The sequence below is a fragment of the Pseudoalteromonas sp. SG44-8 genome, from assembly GCF_014164125.1.
In the GTDB taxonomy this organism is placed as follows: domain Bacteria; phylum Pseudomonadota; class Gammaproteobacteria; order Enterobacterales; family Alteromonadaceae; genus Pseudoalteromonas; species Pseudoalteromonas rhizosphaerae.
Genome location: NZ_JACJEQ010000001.1, coordinates 116,358 through 140,149, shown reverse-complemented (window position 1 = coordinate 140,149; position 23,792 = coordinate 116,358). Strand labels below are relative to the sequence as shown.

Annotated in this window: 18 protein-coding genes; 9 read left to right on the top strand and 9 right to left on the bottom strand. The window is 39.9% G+C overall.

Features of this window, described 5'->3' with window-relative positions; translation table 11 throughout:
• Positions 1-10 precede the first annotated feature (10 nt).
• On the bottom strand, positions 11-1,483 hold the full coding sequence (gene gtfA, locus H5163_RS00605) for a sucrose phosphorylase (RefSeq protein ID WP_145234502.1): 1,473 nt from the start codon (positions 1,481-1,483) through the stop codon (positions 11-13).
• 176 nt (positions 1,484-1,659) lie between these two features.
• Between gtfA and H5163_RS00600 the strand changes: the two genes are divergently transcribed.
• The 3 genes from H5163_RS00600 (at position 1,660) to H5163_RS00590 (ending at position 6,524) form a co-directional block, all read left to right on the top strand.
• Positions 1,660-2,889: a sugar MFS transporter gene (locus tag H5163_RS00600; protein ID WP_149981806.1), complete on the top strand. Its 1,230-nt coding sequence runs from the start codon at positions 1,660-1,662 to the stop codon at positions 2,887-2,889.
• Between the two features lie 167 nt (positions 2,890-3,056).
• Entirely contained in the window at positions 3,057-5,450 is a 2,394-nt protein-coding gene (locus H5163_RS00595; RefSeq protein WP_145234506.1) for a TonB-dependent receptor domain-containing protein, read from the top strand.
• A 129-nt stretch (positions 5,451-5,579) separates the two neighbouring features.
• Positions 5,580-6,524, top strand: a complete 945-nt coding sequence (locus H5163_RS00590; RefSeq protein WP_182730801.1) for a carbohydrate kinase — start codon at positions 5,580-5,582, stop codon at positions 6,522-6,524.
• A gap of 255 nt (positions 6,525-6,779) precedes the next feature.
• On the opposite strand, the gene H5163_RS00585 is transcribed toward H5163_RS00590, so the two are convergent.
• The 3 genes from H5163_RS00585 to H5163_RS00575 all read right to left on the bottom strand — a co-directional run bounded on the left by H5163_RS00585 (position 6,780) and on the right by H5163_RS00575 (position 8,586).
• Positions 6,780-7,124 carry an STAS/SEC14 domain-containing protein gene (locus H5163_RS00585; RefSeq protein WP_182733951.1) on the bottom strand — a complete coding sequence of 115 codons (345 nt, stop codon included), beginning with the start codon at positions 7,122-7,124 and terminating at the stop codon, positions 6,780-6,782.
• Between the two features lie 121 nt (positions 7,125-7,245).
• Entirely contained in the window at positions 7,246-7,938 is a 693-nt protein-coding gene (locus tag H5163_RS00580) for a cupin domain-containing protein (protein WP_145234512.1), read from the bottom strand.
• A 27-nt stretch (positions 7,939-7,965) separates the two neighbouring features.
• Positions 7,966-8,586: a glutathione S-transferase gene (locus H5163_RS00575; protein ID WP_145234514.1), complete on the bottom strand. Its 621-nt coding sequence runs from the start codon at positions 8,584-8,586 to the stop codon at positions 7,966-7,968.
• Between the two features lie 179 nt (positions 8,587-8,765).
• On the opposite strand from H5163_RS00575, the gene H5163_RS00570 reads away from it, so the two are divergent.
• Positions 8,766-9,284, top strand: a complete 519-nt coding sequence (locus H5163_RS00570; protein WP_182730804.1) for a TetR/AcrR family transcriptional regulator — start codon at positions 8,766-8,768, stop codon at positions 9,282-9,284.
• A gap of 131 nt (positions 9,285-9,415) precedes the next feature.
• Here the strand turns inward: H5163_RS00570 and H5163_RS00565 are convergent, their stop codons facing one another.
• Both H5163_RS00565 and H5163_RS00560 read right to left on the bottom strand, forming a co-directional pair.
• Positions 9,416-10,879 (bottom strand): carbon starvation protein A, encoded by a 1,464-nt coding sequence (locus H5163_RS00565; RefSeq protein WP_182733949.1) that lies wholly within the window; start codon positions 10,877-10,879, stop codon positions 9,416-9,418.
• Positions 10,880-11,123: 244 nt separating this feature from the next.
• Complete coding sequence (locus H5163_RS00560; protein WP_182733948.1) at positions 11,124-13,625, bottom strand: S8 family serine peptidase; 2,502 nt, start codon at positions 13,623-13,625, stop codon at positions 11,124-11,126.
• A gap of 591 nt (positions 13,626-14,216) precedes the next feature.
• Here H5163_RS00560 and H5163_RS00555 point away from each other — a divergent pair.
• From H5163_RS00555 to H5163_RS00540, 4 genes are read left to right on the top strand one after another with little or no spacing between them, the layout of a single operon-like run.
• Positions 14,217-15,731, top strand: coding sequence for a curlin (locus H5163_RS00555; RefSeq protein WP_182733946.1), 1,515 nt, complete (start codon positions 14,217-14,219; stop codon positions 15,729-15,731).
• A 33-nt stretch (positions 15,732-15,764) separates the two neighbouring features.
• Complete coding sequence (locus tag H5163_RS00550) at positions 15,765-16,166, top strand: curli production assembly/transport protein CsgE (RefSeq protein ID WP_145234525.1); 402 nt, start codon at positions 15,765-15,767, stop codon at positions 16,164-16,166.
• A complete protein-coding gene (locus H5163_RS00545) occupies positions 16,156-16,596 on the top strand; it encodes a curli assembly protein CsgF (protein WP_145234528.1) in 441 nt (146 codons plus the stop codon). Before H5163_RS00550 ends, H5163_RS00545 begins: the two co-directional genes overlap by 11 nt.
• A complete protein-coding gene (locus tag H5163_RS00540; protein WP_145234530.1) occupies positions 16,597-17,370 on the top strand; it encodes a CsgG/HfaB family protein in 774 nt (257 codons plus the stop codon).
• A gap of 584 nt (positions 17,371-17,954) precedes the next feature.
• On the opposite strand, the gene H5163_RS00530 is transcribed toward H5163_RS00540, so the two are convergent.
• The gene (locus tag H5163_RS00530) at positions 17,955-18,647 is read right to left on the bottom strand and encodes a response regulator transcription factor (RefSeq protein WP_145234532.1); all 693 of its coding nucleotides are present in this window, start codon (positions 18,645-18,647) and stop codon (positions 17,955-17,957) included.
• Between the two features lie 1,135 nt (positions 18,648-19,782).
• On the opposite strand from H5163_RS00530, the gene H5163_RS00525 reads away from it, so the two are divergent.
• Positions 19,783-20,583, top strand: coding sequence for a hypothetical protein (locus H5163_RS00525; protein WP_220494527.1), 801 nt, complete (start codon positions 19,783-19,785; stop codon positions 20,581-20,583).
• A 371-nt stretch (positions 20,584-20,954) separates the two neighbouring features.
• On the opposite strand, the gene H5163_RS00520 is transcribed toward H5163_RS00525, so the two are convergent.
• The gene (locus H5163_RS00520) at positions 20,955-22,451 is read right to left on the bottom strand and encodes a trehalase family glycosidase (protein ID WP_182733944.1); all 1,497 of its coding nucleotides are present in this window, start codon (positions 22,449-22,451) and stop codon (positions 20,955-20,957) included.
• A complete protein-coding gene (locus tag H5163_RS00515) occupies positions 22,448-23,698 on the bottom strand; it encodes a sugar MFS transporter (protein ID WP_182733942.1) in 1,251 nt (416 codons plus the stop codon). Before H5163_RS00515 ends, H5163_RS00520 begins: the two co-directional genes overlap by 4 nt.
• Positions 23,699-23,792 lie beyond the last annotated feature (94 nt).

The window sequence follows — 23,792 nt, the reverse complement described above, 5'->3', positions numbered from 1 at the left end:
AAGGTTTAACTTAGTTTAACAAATCATTTAGTGAGGTGAGTATTTGCTCATTCCCAGTGCGTTCAATTATTAACGCTTCGCGACGTGCAAAATTAACTTTTAGGACAATTTCACTGTCGTTTAATAGCCACTTTAAAGCACAACTATTGTCATCACCTTCAACACTAAACTCACCTGCAAAGGCACTGTGAGTATTACGTATCTCAATTAATTTTAGTAATCCCTGTACAACAGGCTTTGCAAGAGACTGCGCAATGATATCAGCATCTAAATATGGACGATTAATATCACGACCTACATTGGATTTTGCTAGTAACGCCATATCATTTTCAGCTGCGAATAAGCCACCGTAGTAAACTTGTGGTACACCGGGTGCAAAAAATTGAATCGCGCGCGCAACTAAGTAGTCAAAATCATTTGCGCCTAACGCATTGTAATAGGTGCAATTTACTTGGTACAAGTCGACATTACTGGCAGCAGCCCCGGTTGCTTGGCGGCTTTGGTTATTGCTATTTGCATGAATAGTTTCAACTAGATTATCAATTTGCGCTGCATTTAATAATCCTGGCTTATCACCCATTGGACCCGCATCTATAATGCCAATGCCATCGTGGGTATCGAGTACCGTTAGGCAGTTACGTGGTGAAATATTTAACCACTTTACAAGTGCATCACTATTATTGGTAAATAAGCTGTGCAAAATCAATGGTGGTAATGCGAAGTCATAAACCATATTGACCCGCTTTGCGACGTCAACTTGAGTTTGATAATGGCTGTGAATTTCAGCAATTGTTTCCATACCCAATGCATTAGCTTGCGCCGATAACTTATCTAAATAATCAAACGTTTCATCTAGCATAAAGCAGTTTGTGCCAGCTTGCTTAATCGCGTAACCCGCCGCATCTAAACGAATAATATTAACGTTATTAGCAGAGAACTTTGTTAATACATTATTTAAATACGCAACGCCCGCAGCAACTTTAACATTAATGTCGATTTGATTATCGGTAAACGTGGTCCAAAAATCATACGTTTGACCATCGCCACATGGCATTGGAGTAAAACAACTGCCAGGGCGCGGGCGATAAATCGCTTTTTGCTCGGCGTCACTCATACCATTTGGAAAGACATCTTCTTTAGTTAAAAATAAATCCCAAAACGGTGATGCTTTACCTTTTGCTAGTACATCCTGAAACTGAAAGGATTGCGCCGATACGTGGTTCACAATCAAATCGGCCATCAGATCATAGTCTGCTCCTAACACTTGAATGTCTTGCCAAGTACCGATCCGTTCATCCACGGCACTATGATCAATAGGGTCAAAGCCTGCATCACTACCATCAATTGGATTGTAGAATGGCAATAGGTGGACACCTCCGAACACGCCGTGTAATGGACCATTTAAAAGTGCGGTCAATGCGTTGATATCTTGGCCAGTGATTCGATCAGCATATGTGATCAATTGAACTTTATTCTTCATCATTGTGTGATTACCATGTTGAAACTTAATCGATTAAGATATATCTTTAACTAGCAAGTAAGAATTTACAAGTAATTTTTAATAATTTTACATACAAAAATCGTGGCTCACGTAATACTACAATAAGTAACTAACTGACTTACTAAGTGTTAACTGAGCATTTAACGAGGAAAAAGTACATGACAAAATCACACACACACGTAAGCAGCGATCCGTTGCAACAAATACGCTGGCTTACATATATGATGTTTTTTATGTTTGCCATGACTTCTGATGCGGTGGGCATGATCATACCTGAACTTATTAAAGAGTTTGGTTTAAGCATGACCCAAGCAAGCGCGTTCCATTATGCACCTATGGCGCTAATTGCTTTTAGTGGATTGTTTTTAGGTTTTTTAGCAGACAGTTTAGGGCGTAAAACAACCATCATGCTAGGCCTTTTAATATTTTCGGCGAGCTGTTTCTTGTTTGCGTTTAGCACCAGCTTTACCTTCTTTTTATTGCTACTTTGCTGCATAGGCTTAGCCATTGGTTTATTTAAAACGGGTGCGCTTGCGTTACTTGGTGATATTTCACATAGTAACGAAGATCACACTAAAACGATGAATAAGGTAGAAGGCTTTTTTGGCATAGGCGCCATTGTAGGGCCAGCTCTAGTAGGCGTCTTACTGGTGCAAAATGTAAGCTGGACTTACCTGTACATTATTGCAGGTGTAATGTGTTTAATTCTCGCTTTACTAGCGTGGCGTGCAGACTACCCAGCCGTTGTAAAAACCACAGCGAAGCCCACCTCGCTTGCCACCACTATGAAAATGATCAAAAATCCGTATGCGCTAGGTTTTTCTCTGGCAATTGCCCTTTACGTGGCCACGGAGGTTGCTATTTATGTATGGATGCCTACGCTGTTAAAAGATTACACTGGCTCTTGGCCACTACTTGCAACCTATGCATTGACAATATTTTTTGTACTGCGTGCCGCAGGGCGATTTATTGCCGTATGGTTACTAAACCGCTATAGCTGGCAAGGTGTTATGGCCTATTTAAGCTTAGGCATTGCGCTGTGTTATGTCGGTACATTATTCGGTGGCGTTGATTGGGCTGTGGGTTTATTGCCGCTTTCGGGGTTATTTATGTCGATGGTTTATCCGACTTTAAACTCTAAAGGTATATCCTGCTTTGCAGTGCAACAGCACGGTGCTGTGGCGGGCGTGATATTATTTTTTACCGCACTTTCGGCGGCTTTAGCACCCTTGTTCATGGGTATGATCAGCGATTACTTTGGCCATGTGCGTTACGGTTTTTATTTAGCTACGGGCTTTGCTGTCATTTTATTTTTAGCTATGCTGTTTAATTATTTTAAAGATCCATCAGCAACGGCTTTACAGCAAGATAACCCTGTAACTGAGTAAACCTATATTCTAAGACAATAAAAAATACTTTATAAATCAATGAATGAATAAAAAAAGAGCAAATTAAGCACAAAATAATTTGCTTCTTGTAAAATATTTGTTATTTTTACTTAATCGATTAAGTAAAAATACAAATCCAATTGGGTTCAACACAACGAGGCGTAACCATGACAACACACAACACACCTTTATATTTAATCAGTGCATTAGCACTTGCCGTAAGCCAAGGCGTACATGCGCAACAACAAGATCAAAATTCTCAAGTACAAGCTAACAAAGGTCTTGAAACAATCGTTGTAACTGGTGTACCACGTCGTACAACGATTATGGCATCAAGCGTATCAGTCAGTAGCTTGTCGCTTGAACAAGTTGAAGTGTCTACACCTCGCTCAACCGCTGAGGCGTTTAGAATCATTCCGGGTATTCGCGCAGAATCGACCGGTGGTGAAGGTAACGCAAACATTGCTGTGCGTGGTTTACCTGTGGCATCTGGCGGTGCGAAATTTTTACAATTACAAGAAGACGGTTTACCTGTACTGCAATACGGTGATATCGCTTTTGGTAACGCTGATATTTTTATGCGCTTAGATAATACCGTACAAACAATCGAATCAATTCGTGGCGGCTCAGCATCGACGGCTGCAAGTAATGCACCTGGTGGCATTATTAACTTTATTTCTAAAAATGGTGAAAACGAATCAGGCAGCGTATCAACTACTCTGGGCCTCGATTACGATAGCGTTCGTACAGACTTTGAATACGGTACTTACCTAAGCGATAGTGTACGTTTTCATGTCGGTGGCTTTGTTCGCCAAGGTGAAGGTCCACGCGAAACAGGTTACACATCAAATAAAGGCGGGCAAATTAAAGCCAACCTAACCAAAGATTTTGAAAACGGCTATGTTCGAATTTATTACAAGCATTTAGATGATAAAAGCGTAGGTTACTTACCGATGCCAATGTATGCAAATGGCGATTCTATCCCTGGGTTTGACGCACAATCGGATACACCACACTCGGCATTATTTACAAAAACAGTGCGTCTAAACGGCGAAAACCAAATTAGCAGTGGCGATATTCGCGACGGTATGAACCCTAACGTTGACTCAATTGGCTTTGAAGCAGTATTTGACTTAGATAATGATTGGCGTATCGAAAACCGTTTTCGTAAATCATCTGTAAGCGGTAACTTTAATTCACTTATTCCTGCTGAAGTAGGCAGTGCAACGTCGATTGCAGAAAGTATTGGCGGCGCAGGTGCAACACTCAGCAATGCAAATACTGGGGCTGCATTTAAAGACAATTTAGCAATGCGTATTCATACGTTTGACGTCACAATGAACGACTTTGACTCTATTGTGAACGACTTTAAATTGACTAAATCGCTCGATGACGACACCAGCATTACGTTTGGTTACTACGCATCAACGCAAAACATTGCCATGTCGTGGTTATGGAACTCTTATCTAATGGAGCTTAAGGGCGATAACGCAGCCTTATTAAATGTCACAGCTGCCGATGGTACTGAGTTTTCTGAAAATGGTTTATACGCATACGGAACACCTTTTTGGGGTAACTGTTGTCAGCGTGATTACGACACAGAATACGACACTCGCGCCCCGTACGTTGCATTTTCTACAAAACTTGGCGATGTAAGTATTGATGCAAGTGCCCGTTACGATAGTGGCGAAGCTCGCGGTAATTACGCAGGTGCAGTAACCTCTACAGTTGATATGAATCGTGATGGTGAAATATCCGTTCCTGAACAAAATGTTGCAGGCATTGATATTACTAATGCCAGCCCAGTTAACTACGACTGGAACTACACATCTTATTCAATTGGTGCTAACTATCAAATTGACCCAAGTCTGGCAACATTTGCTCGTATCAGTAAAGGCGGACGAGCGAATGCTGACCGACTTTTATTTGGTAAAGTACGTGCAGATGGCTCTGTTGCGAAAGAAGATGCTGTAGATGAAGTTAATCAATATGAGTTTGGGGTTAAAAAACGTTTTGATTCCTTCTCTGTATTTGCAACTGCTTTTTATGCAGAAACTGAAGAGCAAAATTTTGAAGCTACATCACAAACCTTTTTCGACCGTGAATACGAAGCCAAAGGGATTGAGATTGAATCAACTTACTTCATCGATGCGTGGGATTTTCGCGGTAACTTAACCTGGACCGATGCTGAAATCGTTAAAGATGCACTAACACCGGAAGTAGAAGGTAATACGCCTCGACGCCAAGCAGATTTAATTTACTCACTAATGGCGCGTTATAGCTACGAGAAAGGTGCAGCTGGTGTAAGCTTTATTGGTACTACCGATGCATACGCTCAAGACAACAACGACCTTAAATTTGATGGTTACACCCAAGTAAATGGCTTTGTAAGCTACGATTTATCTGAAAACCTTAGCATCGCGCTTAATGTAAATAACCTATTTGATACAGTCGGTATTACTGAAGCCGAAGAAGGTTCTATCCCAGATAATAATATTATTCGTGCCCGCACTATTAACGGCCGTACAACGTCACTAACACTTAAATACCTATTTAATTAACCGAGCTTTAGTATTTTTAAGCGCTGAATAATGTATTTTCAGCGCTTGATCTCCTAACATCTATTTACCTTGAAAGACTCTCCCACTACTTTTGACCTAGCCCTTGCTAGGTTTTTTAGGATTTACAATATGACCAAATTACTTAGCCTTGGCGAGCTGCTTATTGATATGCTGCCGCAAGATTCTCAAAACAGTGCTTATTTGCCCATTGCTGGCGGCGCTCCTGCCAATGTAGCGGTAGGTTATGCCAAACTGGGCGGCAAAGCGGCTTTTTGTGGCGGTATGGGCGATGACTATTTTGCTAAACAATTAAGTAAATCGCTTGCGCAATATAAGGTAAGTACAGAGTACTTATTTACAATTAAAGACTCTCAAACGGCCGTGGTTATTGTCAGTTTGGATGAAACCGGTGAACGCAGCTTTAATTTTTATCGCCACAATACCGCCGATTTACTGTTAACGAGTGAGCATTTAAACCATATCAAATGGGATGAATTGAGTACCCTACACTTTTGTTCCAACACGTTAACTAATTTAGCCATTGCGCGCACCACGATCAATGCTTTAAAGCTGGCTAAAAAGAACCATAAGCTAGTCAGCTTTGATGTGAATTTACGCTATAGCTTGTGGCAAAATAGCAATGACATTGAGCAAAATGTACACGCGTGTTACGCCTATTGCGATATTGTTAAGCTATCGCGTGATGAGCTAAACTTTTTAGCTGAGCAAACACAGCAAGCACCTGATGATTATTTACAATCTATTTTAGATACAGGTGTTAAATTGGTATTTTTAACCGATGGCCCTGCACCGGCAACGGTTTACCATAACGTATTTACATTTACTGAAGCTGCACCAATTATTACGGCGGTTGATACCACCAGTGCGGGCGATGCGTTTATTGCCGGGGTTTTGTATTATTTAAATCATAATGATGAAAATATATTGCTCACGGATAAACTCAACAATCAGCAAATAGTAAAACGCGCTTTAAATTTCGGCCTTCGCTGTGGCTCTAAAGCCTGCTTAGCCAAGGGGGCTTTTCCAGCATTACCTACACTTCAAGAGGTATAATACCAATCCGCAATAATACTTAATAATTTTACGGGGCTAAACGTGTCGCTATCTGCGTTAAAAAATTCTCATTTAGAACAACTAAATAGCAAATTTTTTGCCTAGCTATCAACACGTTTTTCCAGCCTCAAAATAGATCACTTAATTAAGCGAATTGGTATAAATACTTTAAAAATAAAGGCCGATTATGGCCTTTATTTAAGCATCTACTTCTTCATCATTACTTTTTAACCATTCTAAGGCCGCAGTGGCGTTCTAAAAATATTGAATTTCACCTGATACAAACCAACTGCCTAATTTAGCGATGGTTGATTGCCAGTCTTTGTTGCCGTATATGGCTATTTTTTTAAACTCTTTGTTGTGTTTTAAGCCAAGTTTTAAATCATCCCATGCGGCTCTAAGTTCCCAGCCATCAAGCTCAGTTCCATCTATGAGTACATTAACAATAGGATGTTTAACTTCGCCAAGCGCAGAGTCTATCATCGGCGTAATCACTTCATAATCTTTGTGAGTGAGTGTGCCTATGGCTTTTAAGGTTAAAAAAAACTCGCAACCAGAGCGCTCAATACCAATAGATAAGCCGTGTGTTAAATTTACCATAACCCGAACTCCGCAATAAAATGAGCATTGAGTATAGGTGATAGCTTAGTAACCAATAGTGAAGTAGATCAAAAAACAGGCACATATACTTTTATTGTGCCTATTTTAATTAAATGCTTAATTATGCATTTTTAAGCCGTGCTATTTGGTTTTCAACATCTGTTAAATGACCGATTTTAAGCCAAACTCTGGCTCCTTCACTGCCTGCTATTGCTTTAATTTCGCTGTTAGGCGGTACTCTTAACCAGCTGTGTTTTACTAATGTATCGCCCTGCTCTTCAAGCGAGCCTTCAAGAACTAAAAGCTCGCCCCCACCCAAGGCGTTTAACGATATTTCACTGTTAGGTGCAAATGCTAAAATACTCACCTCTTCAAAGGCGTCTTTATAAAGAGGAGCTACATTGACATCACTAAACTCAGGGTGAGGAACACCATGCATGGTATTTGTTTGCAAGCGAACATGCTCTCTGTCCTCTGGCTGAAACTGCCATAATTTTACAAATATAACGCACCCGTTTTCAGAGCTTGGTGTATGTTTTGACTCAGGCGGATTACGAATATAAGAACCCTTGGGGAAATCACCATGTTCATCTTGAAAAACACCTTCAAGCACAATAAATTCTTCACCGCCGGTATGTGTATGGGCAGAAAAATGGCTGTTTGGCGCATAACGTACAATGCTGGTTGCGCGTGCAACCTCATCGCCCACTCTATCAAGTGGACGCCTATCAACACCCGCCATCGGTGAGGCTATCCATTCTAACGATTCGCTATGCACAACAACACGTTCGCTAAAATCAGCTGCAATTTTCATAAGTAGCTCCACATTATAAATTGATAACTAAGCGGCAATGCTTGGACGTTGAGAGACCTTTTGTTGCCATGCAATTAAATGTGATAGCTCACTAGGAATAGCAATTTTCGCAAATCCTGCAAACACCAGACCGGCGTACAAAGTAATATCTGCAACACTAAAATTCTCACCGGCAACATAAGCAGAATTGGCTAACACTGTATTAAAATAAACAAAGCCTTGGCGAGCTTTTTCACCTTGCTTTTCTCCCCAAGCAACATTTTGATAGGTTTCAAGTGCTGGGCCTAAGCCATCCGTTGCATGATGAAAGTAACTGGCTACAGCATCAAGGACCATTGACTCCGCACGCTTTTGCATCATATTAATCACCGCGCGTTCTTTTGCCTCAACACCGGTTAATGAAGGGCCAGCAAAAGAACTATCAATGTATTCAGTAATCGCGGTGCATTCTGCTATATATGTCCCGTCATCTAGCTCTAAAACAGGCACGCCTGCTAAGGGGTTTTTAGCTAAAAAGGCTTCAGTACGATGCTCACCATTTAATAAATCAACAGCAACAAATTCTACTTTGTCAGTCGCATTTTTTTCAGCAAGTGCAATACGTACACGTAATGGATTAGGAAAGTTTTCTACGTCATAAATTTTCATAATTATCTCTTTATATTTTTAACCACAGTTTGAACTAATATTGGCAAGATTAAATCACCTACCTACTGATAGGTAATTTATATTAAGATCTCGATCTTTGCAAACTAAAAATAAAAGAGCTTGAAAATAACTACCTACTGGTTGATAATTTTTTGCAGCGATATGAAGGAAGTTTTAAAATGACAAAAAAAGCAGCCCTGTTAAAAGCAGCAGAAAATAAGGTTAGACTTGGTGGCTATAGCAATTTTAGCTTTAGAGAGTTGGCGAATGAAATTGGTATTAAAAGTGCGAGTGTGCATTATCATTTTCCGACCAAAGCTGATTTAGGTGCTGAACTCGCGCATCAATACACTGATGCCTTTATCGCTGTGCTTGGCGAACCGGAGGCACATAAAGCAAACGGTAAAAATCCAATCGATATTTACACGCAATTATTTAGAAATGCGTTAGTGATGGATAAAAAAATGTGTTTATGTGGCTTACTTGGCGCACAAAGTGACAGCCTTCCTGATAAAGTGCGCGATGAAGTAAAACGCTTTTTCATTAAAAATTTAGCCTGGTTAACTCAAGCACATAAAATAAATGGAGAGCTTAATCCTGAACGTGCTGCGATTAAAACAGTGAGTTTATTAGAGGGCGCAATGATGATCAGCAACACCCTTGATGATATTCGCTACTTTGAGCAAGCTACTTTTTAACGGCTAATAGTTTGCCTGAACGGTTAGTGATCAAAAAGTTGATAAAGCTATTAACTAAATTACAACTCGATTAAACATAAAAAAGCGAGCCTTCACAAGGCTCGCTTTTACATTATTAAGATTACGATTTATTAAACTGCACGCACTTTATGCTTTGAATGCACTATCGCTAGTACTATAAAGCCTATTACCGCCACTGCTGCACCAATCGGTTTACCTAAATCACTTGATAAGTTTAACCCTATTGCCGCAGTCATTATGTATGACAAGGTCACTGCTGTAGCGATGACTGCAGGTACACTGGCAATCCAGTGAAATGTTCCACGGTCAAATAAGTACTTAGTCGCAAGCCATAACACACTCGTAGAAAGCAGCATATTTGAGAATGCGAAGTAGCGCCAAATCACAGAGAAATCGAGTTTTGTCATAAAGTACGCGATTGCTAAAATTGGCACCGCAAGCAATAAACGATTACGCAAACTTTGCGGAATATTAAACGCATCAACCACGGTTAAGCGCAGTGAACGAAACGCCGTATCACCTGAGGTAATTGGGAATACTGCTACTGCAATAATCGCCATAATTCCACCAAACACACCTAAATAACTGTTTGCTATATGATTAACCACTAAACCTGGGCCGCCTAAATCAAGCATTGCTTTTAAACCTGCATAGCCTTCTGGGAACGCAGCAATACCAGCCAGTGCCCATACACAACCAACAATACCTTCACACATCATTGCGCCATAATAAACTGGACGAACGTATTTTTCGTTAGTTAAGCAACGTGCAATAATTGGTGCTTGCGTAGAGTGAAAGCCACTAATCGCACCACAGGTTATGGTAATAAACAATAACGGCCAAGTAGGTAATCCATCTGGATTTGGAGTTAAAAAGTCGTGGGCATGATCAGCTTCAAAATACGCTAAAAAATCACCAGCTACCGGTAAATGCGGCGCATTAATTAACAGTGATACAGCAATTGCAACTGTCATCACAATCATTAATAAACCAAAAACAGGGTAAAATTTAGTAATGATTTTATCAATTGGCAGTAAAGTAGCTAAAAAATAATAGGCCAAAATTGCCAAAACCCAAAAGGTATTATTGGCAAATATAGTATCTTTAAATACGTCTAAGTTACTTAATAATCCAGCGGGGCTCATTATGAATACCACGCCGACAAAAAATAGTAACATGGCCGTAAATATTAACATAAAGCCTTTAAATACAACGTTATAATATTTACCTGCAATTTCTGGTAAGCTTTTGCCATCCTCTTTGATACTCATAACACCTGAGTAAAAGTCGTGTACAGCTCCACCTAATACATTACCGAGTACGATCCAGACCAAAGCAATTGGTCCATATAGAGCACCTAGAATAGGGCCAAATATTGGGCCTACCCCTGCAATATTTAAAAACTGAATTAAAAACGCACGAACAGGATGAATTGCAACATAATCAACACCTTCGCTAAAGCGTTTTTGTGGTGTATCAATGGTGGCGTCCATACCAGCTTGTTTTTCTACAAAGGGACTGTAGAACTTGTAACCTAATATTAAAATAGTCAGGCAGATAAAAAAGATGATCATAAGCACGTTTCTCTTTTTGTAATATAGAGCGCGTTGTCAGTCGCCCCGAATTTCAAACTATGGGTAATCGTTGAACGTTAGCAGAGCCTGTTAAAATCCACAATACGACTATCTGATAATATTATTAGATGTTTGAAGTGCAGAGTTTAACTATCAGGAACAATATAGTAGGCAATAAAAAAGCCTTGCAGGGGAACAGCAAGGCTTGGGACTTCACGGGGAATTATTTAAATGTTAAGTGCACTTATTCAAATGTCACTGTTACGATATTTGAACATACATCTGCTGTAACACAAACTTGGTAATCATAGGCTGGCAAAGTTGCATTACGTAAGAAGTCACGGTGACGGCCGTTATCAGTCGTTGTTCCTACAAACTCACCATTGCGATATACATTAAGTGATTGAGCACCCACTTGCTCCCAGCTAAGATCAACACGCATAGTGTTTAAGCGGGTTTTATTCGCGCGGGTTAAACTCAACGCAATTGCAACATCACTCACAACCACGGTCTGTTCTGACGAATCAGTATTACCTTCACTATCGGTTACAGTTAATGTTACTTGGTAGTTACCTGATTGCGCATAAGCGTGAACTGGATTTGCATCTGTTGAAGTTGCACCATCACCAAAGTCCCAGCTCCATTGTGTAATATCGTTATTTGCATCGCTGCTTGAATCCGTAAACGAGACTGTTAAAGCTTGTGCATCATAGTCAAAATCAGCTTGTGGTGGCTGCGGGGTTACCTCACCAATTGCACTAAATGTAAGTGACCAATTATTCAGTGTGCCAGTATCTGCCGCATAGGTATCTTCAACATGTAATACCCAATCACCCGTTGCCACTTCGCCATTAAAATCAGCTAAAGAGTAGCTTTGTACTATATCCTCTGCGCTACCGCCTGACTGACTATGCAATGTAGAACTTGTTCCTCTAGGCGAGGTTAACGTAACGATTAAATCACCAATGTAAGTATGTGAAATATCAATACTCGCTTGAGTTGCAAAAACAGTCAGTGGATCATTTACGGTGATCACAGAATCAACACCGTCAACATTGTTATCGGGGATTGCTACTGCGGTATCATTCGTATAGGTAAAATCATTTAAGCCAACAGGATCAACTAATAAGCTTACTGACTTCTGCTTAGCCAACTCGCCAGAAGATGCATTTACGCTAAAGTCATAGCGCCCCCATTGTGTTGACTCTTGAGTTGGCACACTAAGTATCACCACATCACCAGGCGTTGCAGTGTTTGCTGATAAACTAGCACCAGCTAAATCGCCAATTAATTCAAGGTCTACAACCCCTTGCCACTGGGCAATTGAGCCAATTTCAAATGTATATGTTGCCGTTTCACCGGCAGTGATCTGCTGAGCTGTTGGTGTAACAGATAGTTTAAAGCTTGGTGTAGGGTCTGCCTGCTCAAGAGCTTGATTAGCGTTTAAGCGTTTGCCCGATACGGTCTTCCCTGCCAGTTGTGCATTATCATCGCCACTATCCATAAGCAGCTGTTTAAGCTCACTTGTTGATAAGTCAGGATTGAGTGATAGTACCAAAGCAGCGACACCCGCAACATGCGGTGTGGCCATTGATGTACCAGAGTAAGTGGCATAACCATTACCCGGTACGGTTGATAAAATAGCGCTCCCTGGTGCGCCTAAATCAACACTGGTTAAACCCCACTGTGAAAAGTCTGACATATTATCGTTACGATCAGTGCTGGCCACTGACAACACGCTTTCATGCTCATAATTGGATGGATAATGTGGATTTTGATCATTATCAACGGCGTCATTACCTGCAGCGGCAACAAATAAAATGTCAGCTTGTTCGCTGGCGGTTATCGCATCAGCAAGCGCTTGGCTAAAGCCACCACCGCCCCAACTATTATTTAGTACGCGAACATTTACACCCGCATTTTTCAGACTCACCATATAGTCAATACACTTAATAGCGTCGGATGTAGAGCCACTGCCTGATGCATCTAAGAACTTACAACCAACAATCGCCGCTTCATGATTAACACCCACAACACCATTATTGTTATTACCTGCAGCGCCGATTGTCCCTGAGACATGCGTACCGTGACCTTGGTCATCCATTGGGTCGCCAACATTTGTAATGGCATTAATACCATGCACGTCATCAATGTAGCCATTACCATCATTATCGATGCCATCGCCTGCGATTTCATTCGGATTTATCCACATATTTGCCGTTAAATCACTATGACTGTGATCTACACCAGTATCGATAACGCCCACAACGACATCTTTACCACCTGTTGTAATTGACCATGCTTCGAGTGCATCTATATCCGCATCGGCCGTTCCACCAGATTGGCCTTCATTGTGTAATCCCCACAACTTTGAAAAATCAGGGTCATTAGGAGCCGTAGCAATGCTCACGCGATAATCTGGCTCAACATATTCAACCGCTGCATGTGTTTGCAGTAATTTAATTGCTTGCTTGGTGCTCATGCCAGTTACTTCAAACTTAGCTAGACGACCAGATAAAATCGACGAATAGTTATCATCAACACCATCTTTATTTAAATCACTTACTTTAGCTTTTACTAAACTGCGGGCTTGACTTCGCATTGCCACAGAAGTGCCTTTTTTATACATAACAAGCAATGAGTCTTGAGAAGCTCGTGCTGAAGGCTCTGCAGCAATGGTTGTTACTTGTGCTGCAGCTAAACATGGCAAAATAGCCAAGCTTAAAATAGATAATTTAGTTTTCATATTTTGTATCCATAGTTAGAAATATTAACTTAGCTTTGTTACTAAGTTTCGCTAACTTCACTACTTTTGAAATATCACTGGCAAGCACCATAAATGACAGAGAAAACCTAAACCAGACAAGAAAAATTCAATAAATTACTAAAAAACCAGTCTTTAACACTGTTTTTAACGGTCAATTTATTAACAACACAATCGTTTTTATGAGTAATTAGCGCTCAGTAGATGCCTTACTCGCCTCATCTTTTATTACCAGATTATTCAACATTCCAAGCTGATTACGGTGGAAAACAAGTAAGCAATTGAAAAGAAAGTAGATTAAAAATCATAAAAAGAGATGATTTCGAATATTACGTTTACACAATAAAGTTAACCGTCAATTGGTAGCAGTGCGTAAGTAAAAAAGCATTAATTGCATAAAACACAACACTGCATATCAATATAATTCTTCACTCACTTTTGTATGAGTGAGCTTTTTGCTCTTGATATCACAAAACTTAAATCGGCAAGGCATGCCGAACAAACTATGCAGAACATTAAGGTATCCACAACCCATTAATGACTGCTCTAATAATTATAAGTTAAGGAAAAATCATGAAGTTAAATAAATCTTTATTGACATGTGCAATCGCAGTTGCATTAAGTTCAAGCTTTGTTGCACACGCAAATATCGACGATAAAAACCAATCAACCTCTGTATTAGCAAGTCAAATGTCAACTACTGCGGTAGGCAATGTCCTCACTATTGAACAAACATCATTGCAAGGTATGGGTAACGATGTAATGGTCACGCAACAAGGTGATGGCCTTGAAGCAAACGTAACAAGTTTAGGCGATAACAACAGCATTAATGTTGATCAAAAACAAATTCAAAACTTGTCTTTAACGTACGTAATAGGCGATAACAACACCCTAAGTCACAGCCAAGATGGTGAAGTTAATGGCGCTCTATCAGACATAACAGGCGATGGTAACTCAGTCAATGTTGCGCAGTTTGGCACGGGCTTTTTTGGTATTAATAACGAAGCGATTAACGTAGTTCAAGGTGATGCTAACGACATTGCAGTTACTCAGCAAGATGGCGGCCATTGGTTTTATAATTTGGATTTGCAAGGTAATAGCAACAAAATTAGCGCATCTCAAGCAGGCCTTTTAAATGAAGCAACGCTGGCAACTATTAGTGGTGACGAAAACACCATTGAAGTTACTCAAAACGGCTTGTTTAACGCTTTTACACTTACTGAACTCGTTGGTAATACGAATGAAGTAGTAATAGCACAAGAAGGTAATTTCAACGGCGTTACGGTTACTTCTGTTCGCGGCGATGAAAATAGCTTAGACATCGAACAAGCGGGTGATTCAAATACTGCGACTTTTGCAAGTGTTGAAGGAAACGAAAACACCCTATCAATCGATCAAGAAGGTAATACCAATACCTTCACATCTGAGTTATTTGCCGGTAATGACAATCAAGTTTCGGTTGATCAACAACAAGATAATAATCAAGTTGGGGCTGATGTATTAGGTGATAACAATGAACTCACTGTTATGCAAAATGGCTCAATGAACGAGACCTACTTGGGCACAATTGGCGCTGACAATGAATTCTCAAGCGTTCAAATTGGTAACGAAAACAGCGCTCACATCGCTAATTTTAATGGTCAAGGCAACGACGTTGATTTAGCTCAAGCCGGTGACATGAATACCGCTTTAATTCAATCTTCGTACCCTGACACATCGCTTAATTCAAACGATAATGACATTAATATCAGTCAATTAGGCAGCACAAATGAAGCAACATTAACCTTTGCAAGTGTGCTAAATAGTAATAACAATAGCGTTGATTTTAGCCAAAGTGGCGATCTGAATGCGATTGATTTAGTTATGGAAGGCAGCAACCATTCTATTGATATTTCGCAGCAAGGCGATATGAATATGGTAGCAGGTATCGATACGGGTGCATTTATCGTTGGTGGTGACAACATCAACTTCACAGTCACACAAGTAGGCAATGGCAACTTAGTTGAAGGTGCTATTACCGCTTCTAACACTTCAGTCGTGATCACCCAAGTGGGCGATTACAACACAGCAACTGTGACCCAAGAATAAGGATATTGGGGGGCACGTCCCCCCATATTAAACATGACATTAGTTAGAACGCTTATTACCGCGCTAAGCCTGCTTTTTTTAACTACCTTTAGCCACTTATCTCAAGGCGCTGACGAATTAGAAATAGATGGCCTAGTGCTCGATCGCAGCATTAGTCGCTTTGGTCACCAGTTTTATTTTGAATTTTCAAACCTTTGGCGCGACCTACCCTCAACCGCTGGTTTTAATATAGAAATAAAAGAGACCGTACTTCCTCGGGCTGGCACAAAACTGACCTTAGTAATGAATAATCAAATTGTATATGTAACCTATTTAGGGCGTCGCTTGGAGCCTATTGATGAGCGTGTAGAACACGCTTTATACAGTGTTATGGATGCGATGGCGCGCTCTAATTTACATAAAGCTTCGCCCGATATGGCAAAAAATGGATGGTAAAATGGCCCCCGACTCAAGAAAATATATAACAACAACTATAATGATATTACTCCCCTTATCGGTATCTGCAACAGAGCTTGTGTATACCCCCATTAATCCAAGTTTCGGAGGTAGTCCACTCAATGCCAGTATGCTATTAAATAAAGCGCAAGCGCAAAATAAACATAAAGCACCAATAATTGAACAAAGCTACGCTGAGAAATTTCAAGATTCTCTAGAACGTACCTACTTAAACCGCATGGTAAGAGAGATCACTGATATTGCCTTTGGTGAAGATATAGATGAAAGTATTTTTAACCAAGATTCAATTTTTTTAAGTGGTGATTACGAAATTCAAGTGATCACCAGTACCGTAGATTCAATTACAGTGCGAATAACCAACACCACTGACAACAGTGTCGTGGTCATTGAAGTACCGAGGTTTAGTTAAATGAAAGCGCTATTTATTGCAGTACTTACCCTGGCATTATCCGCATGCAGTAGCATGGGCAATTTGATCCCACCTTCGCAACAGTTGGCCGCAAGTTTAACCCCCACTGAAACCTTTAAAGCACTTCAACAGTTACCAACACCTGCTGGCAGTATCGCCGTATCGGTATATTCTTTTCGTGATCAAACGGGCCAATATAAACCGCAAGGCAATGTTAGTTCATTTTCAACCGCCGTCACTCAAGGGGCTAATTCCATCTTAATACAAGCGCTACACGAATCTGATTGGTTTATTCCGGTTGAACGTGAAGGTTTGCAAAATATTCTGACTGAAAGAAAAATTATTCGTGCCGCCCAAGCCGAACAGCCAAATGCTGTTGAATTACCACCACTGACCACCGCTAAAATCATTTTAGAAGGCGGTATAATTAGCTACGACACCAATGTAAAAACCGGTGGTTTTGGCATGGAATATTTTGGCATCGGCGCGTCAGAACTCTACCGCGAAGATGCTATCTCTATTTACTTACGTGCCGTAGACGTGCGTACTGGGCAAGTATTATTGTCCGTAGCCACCAGCAAAAAAGTGCTCAGCCAAGAAATGCGCGCAGGGTTTTTCCGTTATGTTAGTTATAAACGTTTAGCCGAAGCCGAAGCGGGTTTTAGTGATAACGAACCGATGAGTATTTGCGTAACCCAAGCAATTGAAAAAGCCCTCAGTGATCTAGTCATCAAAGGCATTGATAAAGGCATATGGGCAACAAAGCGTAGTTGATAATTAACGTCTATCAACGCTGGCATAACGATTCTGATTTCTGGTTAGCTTATTCTATAGCTAACCATGAGATACAAAAATAGCAATAACAGGTGTTATATCTGTGTACCAGCACCGATATAGCACCAATCAAAAACCAACGTAATGTATGAAGAGTATTAGGGCTGCAATTACCGATTGAGTATTATATAAACAAAGGTTATGCGTACTCTCTGATCTGTTTGGCAAAAGCAGCGAGCTCACTGTCGTCGGCTCTTTCACAATAGTGAGAATATAAATTTCAAAAACATACCTGTTCTCCCCTCCCTCTAGCGCAGAGTCTAAAATAAGAGCAACTTTTTAGTGGCTACAATCAGCTTTGCAAGTACTTCATCAGATTGCGCAAAAGCATAACGACTAAGGTGCTGCTTAGGAATAACCACAGTTGCTCCTTTTGTATTTGGATAGATAGTCAGAAATACTAAATGCTTTCATCCTCCCAAACAGGGTCACAAGGTGCTTTACCTGAAACAATATCACAAAATATGCAGTTACTGATGCTCCATCCTACTGGTTATAATTGGGTGCATATTATGGTTGATCTGTTAGTCATGCAACGGTAATCGTACCGCCATATATCGCTGTGCCCAATTAGATAGCTCAATACGATTTCGTGAATTTGTTTTTTTAAATGCGCTATAAAGGTGTGTTTTTACGGTGTGATCACTGATATTTAACCGCTCTGCGATACTATGGTTATTCGCACCTTGCGCAAGTAAATAAACCACTGATTTTTCTCGTTTAGTCAGGCTTTTTAACACTTGATGTTCACTACCAGCATCACTGCTAGGTTGATGATCATAATGACTTACCATCGCGAGCACTTCATTAAATGTAGAAGAAATAATCTTGCGACTGAACCAGAGCTCATCATTAATGATCCGCATTAATCCGGTAAATACGTCCTCAGGAAGGTCATTGTTATAAAAGACTCCCTTAAAATTATTAAGTAACAAGTTTTTTTCACAAATAGCGTCAGAATGCGCATTAAACACAATCACAGGTTTCACTTTGGCTAAGGCTAATAAGTCTGCTGGTATTAAGTTTTGCCAATTGCAGCCGCTGCTATCAATTAAGAAAAGATCAAACTCATTGCGGTTGTCATTATGGGGTAGACTGTCGTCCATTTTTACTTTACTAAAAAATGCATCTAACGTTTTAATTAAGTATGGATAACACTGCGAACGGACAGGCATTTTAAAAACGGTTTTGATAAATACTGAGGTTGGTTGAATCATTGCATCTCGTCCTTGAAACATTTTGTTTACAATACCTAAAACAACTCCAATGTTCAACCTATTTCACTCAAATCTATTGATTTATAAAGAGAATAAAAAATTTAGACGTCTAGATGCTTGACTATCAAGCACCTTTTAACTAATCCATTTTAGCTATAAAAATTATTTAAATCAAAACTTTATTATTAACTTATGGTTTGATTAAATAATAAAATCGTGAGGTTATAAACCAAAGCCTTGCTGCACTTTGTACTCGCCAGCTCTAGCCTATTTAAAGCCCAATAAAAACTGTACTTTTTTAGAGTAGACAGTGGTCAGTATTAAAAGTACTTTCTAGCACCAGTGAGCATTTGTGGCTATCCCATTGCAGGGAAGTCTCATTGAGGGAAGTAATCTTCCTAGTTTTAAAAAGTCACTCATAAGCTTATTATTACAAAGCCAGCGACGACTAAAATCTCAACCATAATCACACGCGGTTCTAATATTTCTATAGTAACTAGCTCGTTGGTGCTCAGGATGTAATTAGGCATACTTTAAATCTTCACGCAATGATTCTGGCCTCTGTGATCCTTTGCTTAGCTGGAAGCTTCGTTGATACGAATGTAAAAATGCTACGTTACTAATTCTGTTAATTTCGCTCTTGTGAGTAGTTTAACGCGAAAGTAAGAGCCACATGCCAACGGCCCTACAACAAGACGTTTCAGTATCTGTTTATTAAATGTCGGTAGCCAAGGAGTAGATATTTACTTTATTTGCTTCAAACTTGGTGGTAATGTAAATGGAATGTGACTATCTGCAGTGCACCATCGTTTTTACGGTGTTGCTAATGATGAAAATGTTCAACAAAAAGATTTAGACTTTAACGCATTGTTTTAAACTATTTCTAAAGGCACTGCAGGTAATTGGAACACCGTATCAAATGATTTTAACAGCGATATAATTTTATCTTTGCTGTTGATTTGATGAGTACAAGTTTATGCATTGTTTATAATGAAGCGAAAAACACCACATTGAGTTGCAAAATGACAACCATAACTGACGAGTTTTATAATAAATTAAATAAAGTGGCAAAAAAATAGGATACATCAAGCCAAATTTCACACTAAAAAAATAACTATTAACTATCGAGGGAATGATGAGAAAAAACCTAATTATTTATTCTGCAATACTTATGCTGTGTGCGTGTGGGGGGTCGACTCCCACATCAGAAGCAGCCATCCCTGCTGGAAATGGCACTAGTGAGCCAATAAAATCAACGGATAATTTACCAATCCCCAATAACAGAGAATTAAGTAATTATAATATTCTAATTATTGGTAATAGCCATGTAGCCGGTATTGAATCTTTACTAACAGAAATATTTTCTCATGGTGACGCCAATAAAACGGTAAATATTGACACTCGCAATGGAGCATTTCTCGACACGATCGTTAATAACGAAAGCATTATTGAAACAATACAAAATAAACAATGGACCCATGTTATTTTACAAGGGCAAAAATACTCTCAAAGCCAGTCGGAATTTTATCCTATCGATGCCACTGTAACTTGGATACAACGAGCAAAAGCGATAGGTGCCACGCCAATTCTTTTTCCTGAACATCCACTGGCAGGAAAGCCACAAGATGCAATTTACGTACACGGTATTCATGTAGATATTGCTAAAGAGCAACATAGTTGTGTGGCCCCTGTAGGGTTAGCATGGAATCAAGCCTTCGAAATATCGCCTGAGTTAACCATTCATCAGGCTGACGGGAATCATGCAACAATGTTAGGTAAGTTGCTTTCCTCATTGGTGTTGTATGAAACCATAACAGGGAAGTCAGCCGATTTATTAACCTTTAGCGATACCTTACCAGGAGATGCAATAACACAAGCATTATTTGGCCAGGTAGCATCACAAGCGATTATTGACAATATCCCCTGTAATTTTTAAAACCTTAGCTACATCATGCTTTTATACTATTGAAAAGTATGAATATAGCTGGCCGTAACCATGTATATACTCATGAAAAGCTTTTATTTCACGCTAAAAAGAGAGCAGCAACATCGCTAAATATCTTTGCTTAATTGGCTGATAACAATCACTCTTAGCTGTTTTGTAGGAGTGTATTAGCAGACGATTACTCTCTCCTTTAAACCGCTATTCCATGTTCAGTATAAGGAACAAACTTATAATGACACCTATCTTCAATGCTAATAACAAAGATGGGGGTTATATTGCATCTGATTTATCAAAAGAATGAAAATTTAGATGTCTGATGCATAACGACTAAACAATTTTAAAGCCAATCCTTAGCTATTACGTTATTTTATTAAGTGATAAAATCGAGAAGTAACTCCATTGGTCCAGCCAAAGCCTTGCTGCACTTTGTACTCGCCACCTCCAGCTCTATTTTCAGGCTCATAAACATTGTATTTTTCGAGTAGACAGTGGTCGGTTTTAAAACTGTTTTCTATCATCTGTAACCAATTGCTCATGATGGTGTTTGCATCTGCAACAAAGCCATACTGGTGAAATCCGTGTACAGCAAACCACTGCAGTGGTGCCCAGCCATTAGGGCTATCCCATTGCTGGGAAGTCTCATTGAGGGTTGTTACTAATCCGCCTGGTTTTAAAAAGTCACTCATAAGCTTATTTTTAACCAACACCGCCTGCTCTTCGCTAGCACAATTGACAAACAATGGGACGGTGGCGGCAAGCGACAGCACTGTAGATTGTTGCTGGCTTTGATAATTAAAATCAACAAAAAACCCCATATCAGTACTGAATAAATACTGATTAATTGCCGCACGTCTTTGAGCTGCTTGTTGCTCAAAATACTGTTGCTTATTTGTATTGTTTAATACCGCAAAGTAATGACCCAGCTGTTTTTCAAGGTAATAAAGTAAACTATTGAGGTCCACAGGAATAATATCCGTGGTTTGAATACTGGTAAGCTTATTATTACCCAGCCAGCGACTACTAAAATCCCAACCAGACTCGCACGCAGCTCTAATATTTCTATAGTAATTAGCTCTTTGCTGTTCAGGAAGTAATGAGGCATCATGCAAATCTTCACGCAGTGATTCTGGCCGTGGTGTTGCTTGATCATCCCAGTAACGGTTAAGTAATGCACCATTTGCCATTTTTACTACACGCTTATGGCTTGATATTTGCTCACTCAGTAGCTCTGCCCCCTGCATCCAAAATGTATATTCTTGCTCAAGGGCAATAACGCAATCAGTTAACCATGCAAAGTCACTATTTTTACAGTATTTTGCTTGCCAAATTAAATCAACTATCAGCGCTAGAATAGGAGGCTGCGAGCGAGAACTATAGTAACTGCGGTTGCCATTGGGAATACAACCATTACGATTTTGCAGATCAATAAAATTAGCAAGCATGGCTTCGATACTGTCTATATCGCCAATATCTTGCAAACCTAACGCAGTAAAATAACTATCCCAATAATATATTTCTTGAAAGCGCCCACCCGGTACTATGTAGCTGTGTTTAAGTGGTAATAAAGAGCTGGCTTTAGCTGTGTCTGCATTGCGATGCAAATACGGCCATAAATTGGCAATATAGCTTTGCACACTATCGCTGTTGCTTTGCTGAGTTGGGAGCTCCGTTGATTCAAACGTAAAATGCTGTGCTACAAATTCTGTTAACTGTGGTGTAGTAAGTGGTTTAACGCGTAAGTAAAGGTCGCATGCTAACTGCCAACTATCATTAGCAATCGCATCAGCAAAAGTTTTACTGTCACTAAATATAGCCGCCAGTTGCACATCTAAAAATAATTGGCTATTTACAAAGTTCATATCGTTCCTTTTTCTGGCACTGCGCCTAAGTTTACTGTCATTTTTTTAAATAAAGTTACACTGATCAACAACAAGCTAATTGGGATCAAGGTAAGATAAAAGGCATGTTGGCCACTAAATTTATCAAAGATGAAGCCGGTAATTACTGAACCAGTGGTGCCGCCTAATGCTGAAAAAACCACGATAAGTCCGGTCATAGCTGCCTGCTGGTGAGCGGCTAACGCACTGAGCATCACAGAGTTAAGTAATGGGTAAAGAGGAGCCATAAAAAAGCCAATGAGCGGCAGCATGTATGCTGCAAAAGGCACATCAAATACACTCGTTACTTGGCTGCCATCAATTTCATGAGTCAGCGGTAAAACTAGTAGCACCAGCACGCCCATAGCAACCAAGCAACTTAACAACAAACTATACCAGCCAATAACGCGTAATATCTGCCCCGCCACTAGTCTACCTAGCGCCAGTGCTGCGGCAAACACACTGGCCAGTTGAATACTAATATCAACTGGCAGCTTAAGTACTTGATTATTAAAAGTAGGTAACCAAGTCCCTACCCCTTGCTCAATCAACACATACAAAAATGCACTGATAATAAATATAACCACTAGAGGTTTATAAGTGAGTGTTAGCATGTCAATAAAAGCAGCTAATTGACTGGTACGTAATGTTGCTTTTTGCGGAACTTTTATTGGCGCTATAAGCACTGTAATAAAAGCCATACCCGCTAACAAAGCCAGCAAATAATACACGTTCAACCATGCTATATTTTGCGCATTACTACTATCAATAAACCATGAGAACACCCAATAGCCAGATAACACCCCAAGCATAAAAATACCTTCAATGGTGTTAAGCAATGATGAGTGCTGATTGGCGTTATCAGTGACTTGGCCAATAACCGAGTAAACGGATACTTTCATAATCGCAAAGCTGCAACCAATCACAGCAAACAATACTTTGAACGCATAAAACTGTGCAATTGAGGGCATTAACAAGCACATTAAGGCAACCAACCCCAACGCTACAAGCATGGCCAGTTTATAGCCAAGTCGTGGAATAAATGATGCAACAATAAAAGAAACTATTGCTATGGTAAGGTCTTTATAGCCTTCTAAAACAGAAGCTTGCGTTTTTGTTATGTCAAAACTATTGATGGCTTGTAAAATTACGGTGCCAACACTATTGAGTAAAATAGCGAACACGAAATAGCTACACGCCAACGCTATGGTTATTCTTATTGGGTTCATGCACGTTAACCTGATGTTGATTTCTTTTAGCATAGTGTAGCGCAAAATAAAATGCAAACGTTTGCATTTTAAATTTCAACGTTGAATTAACTCA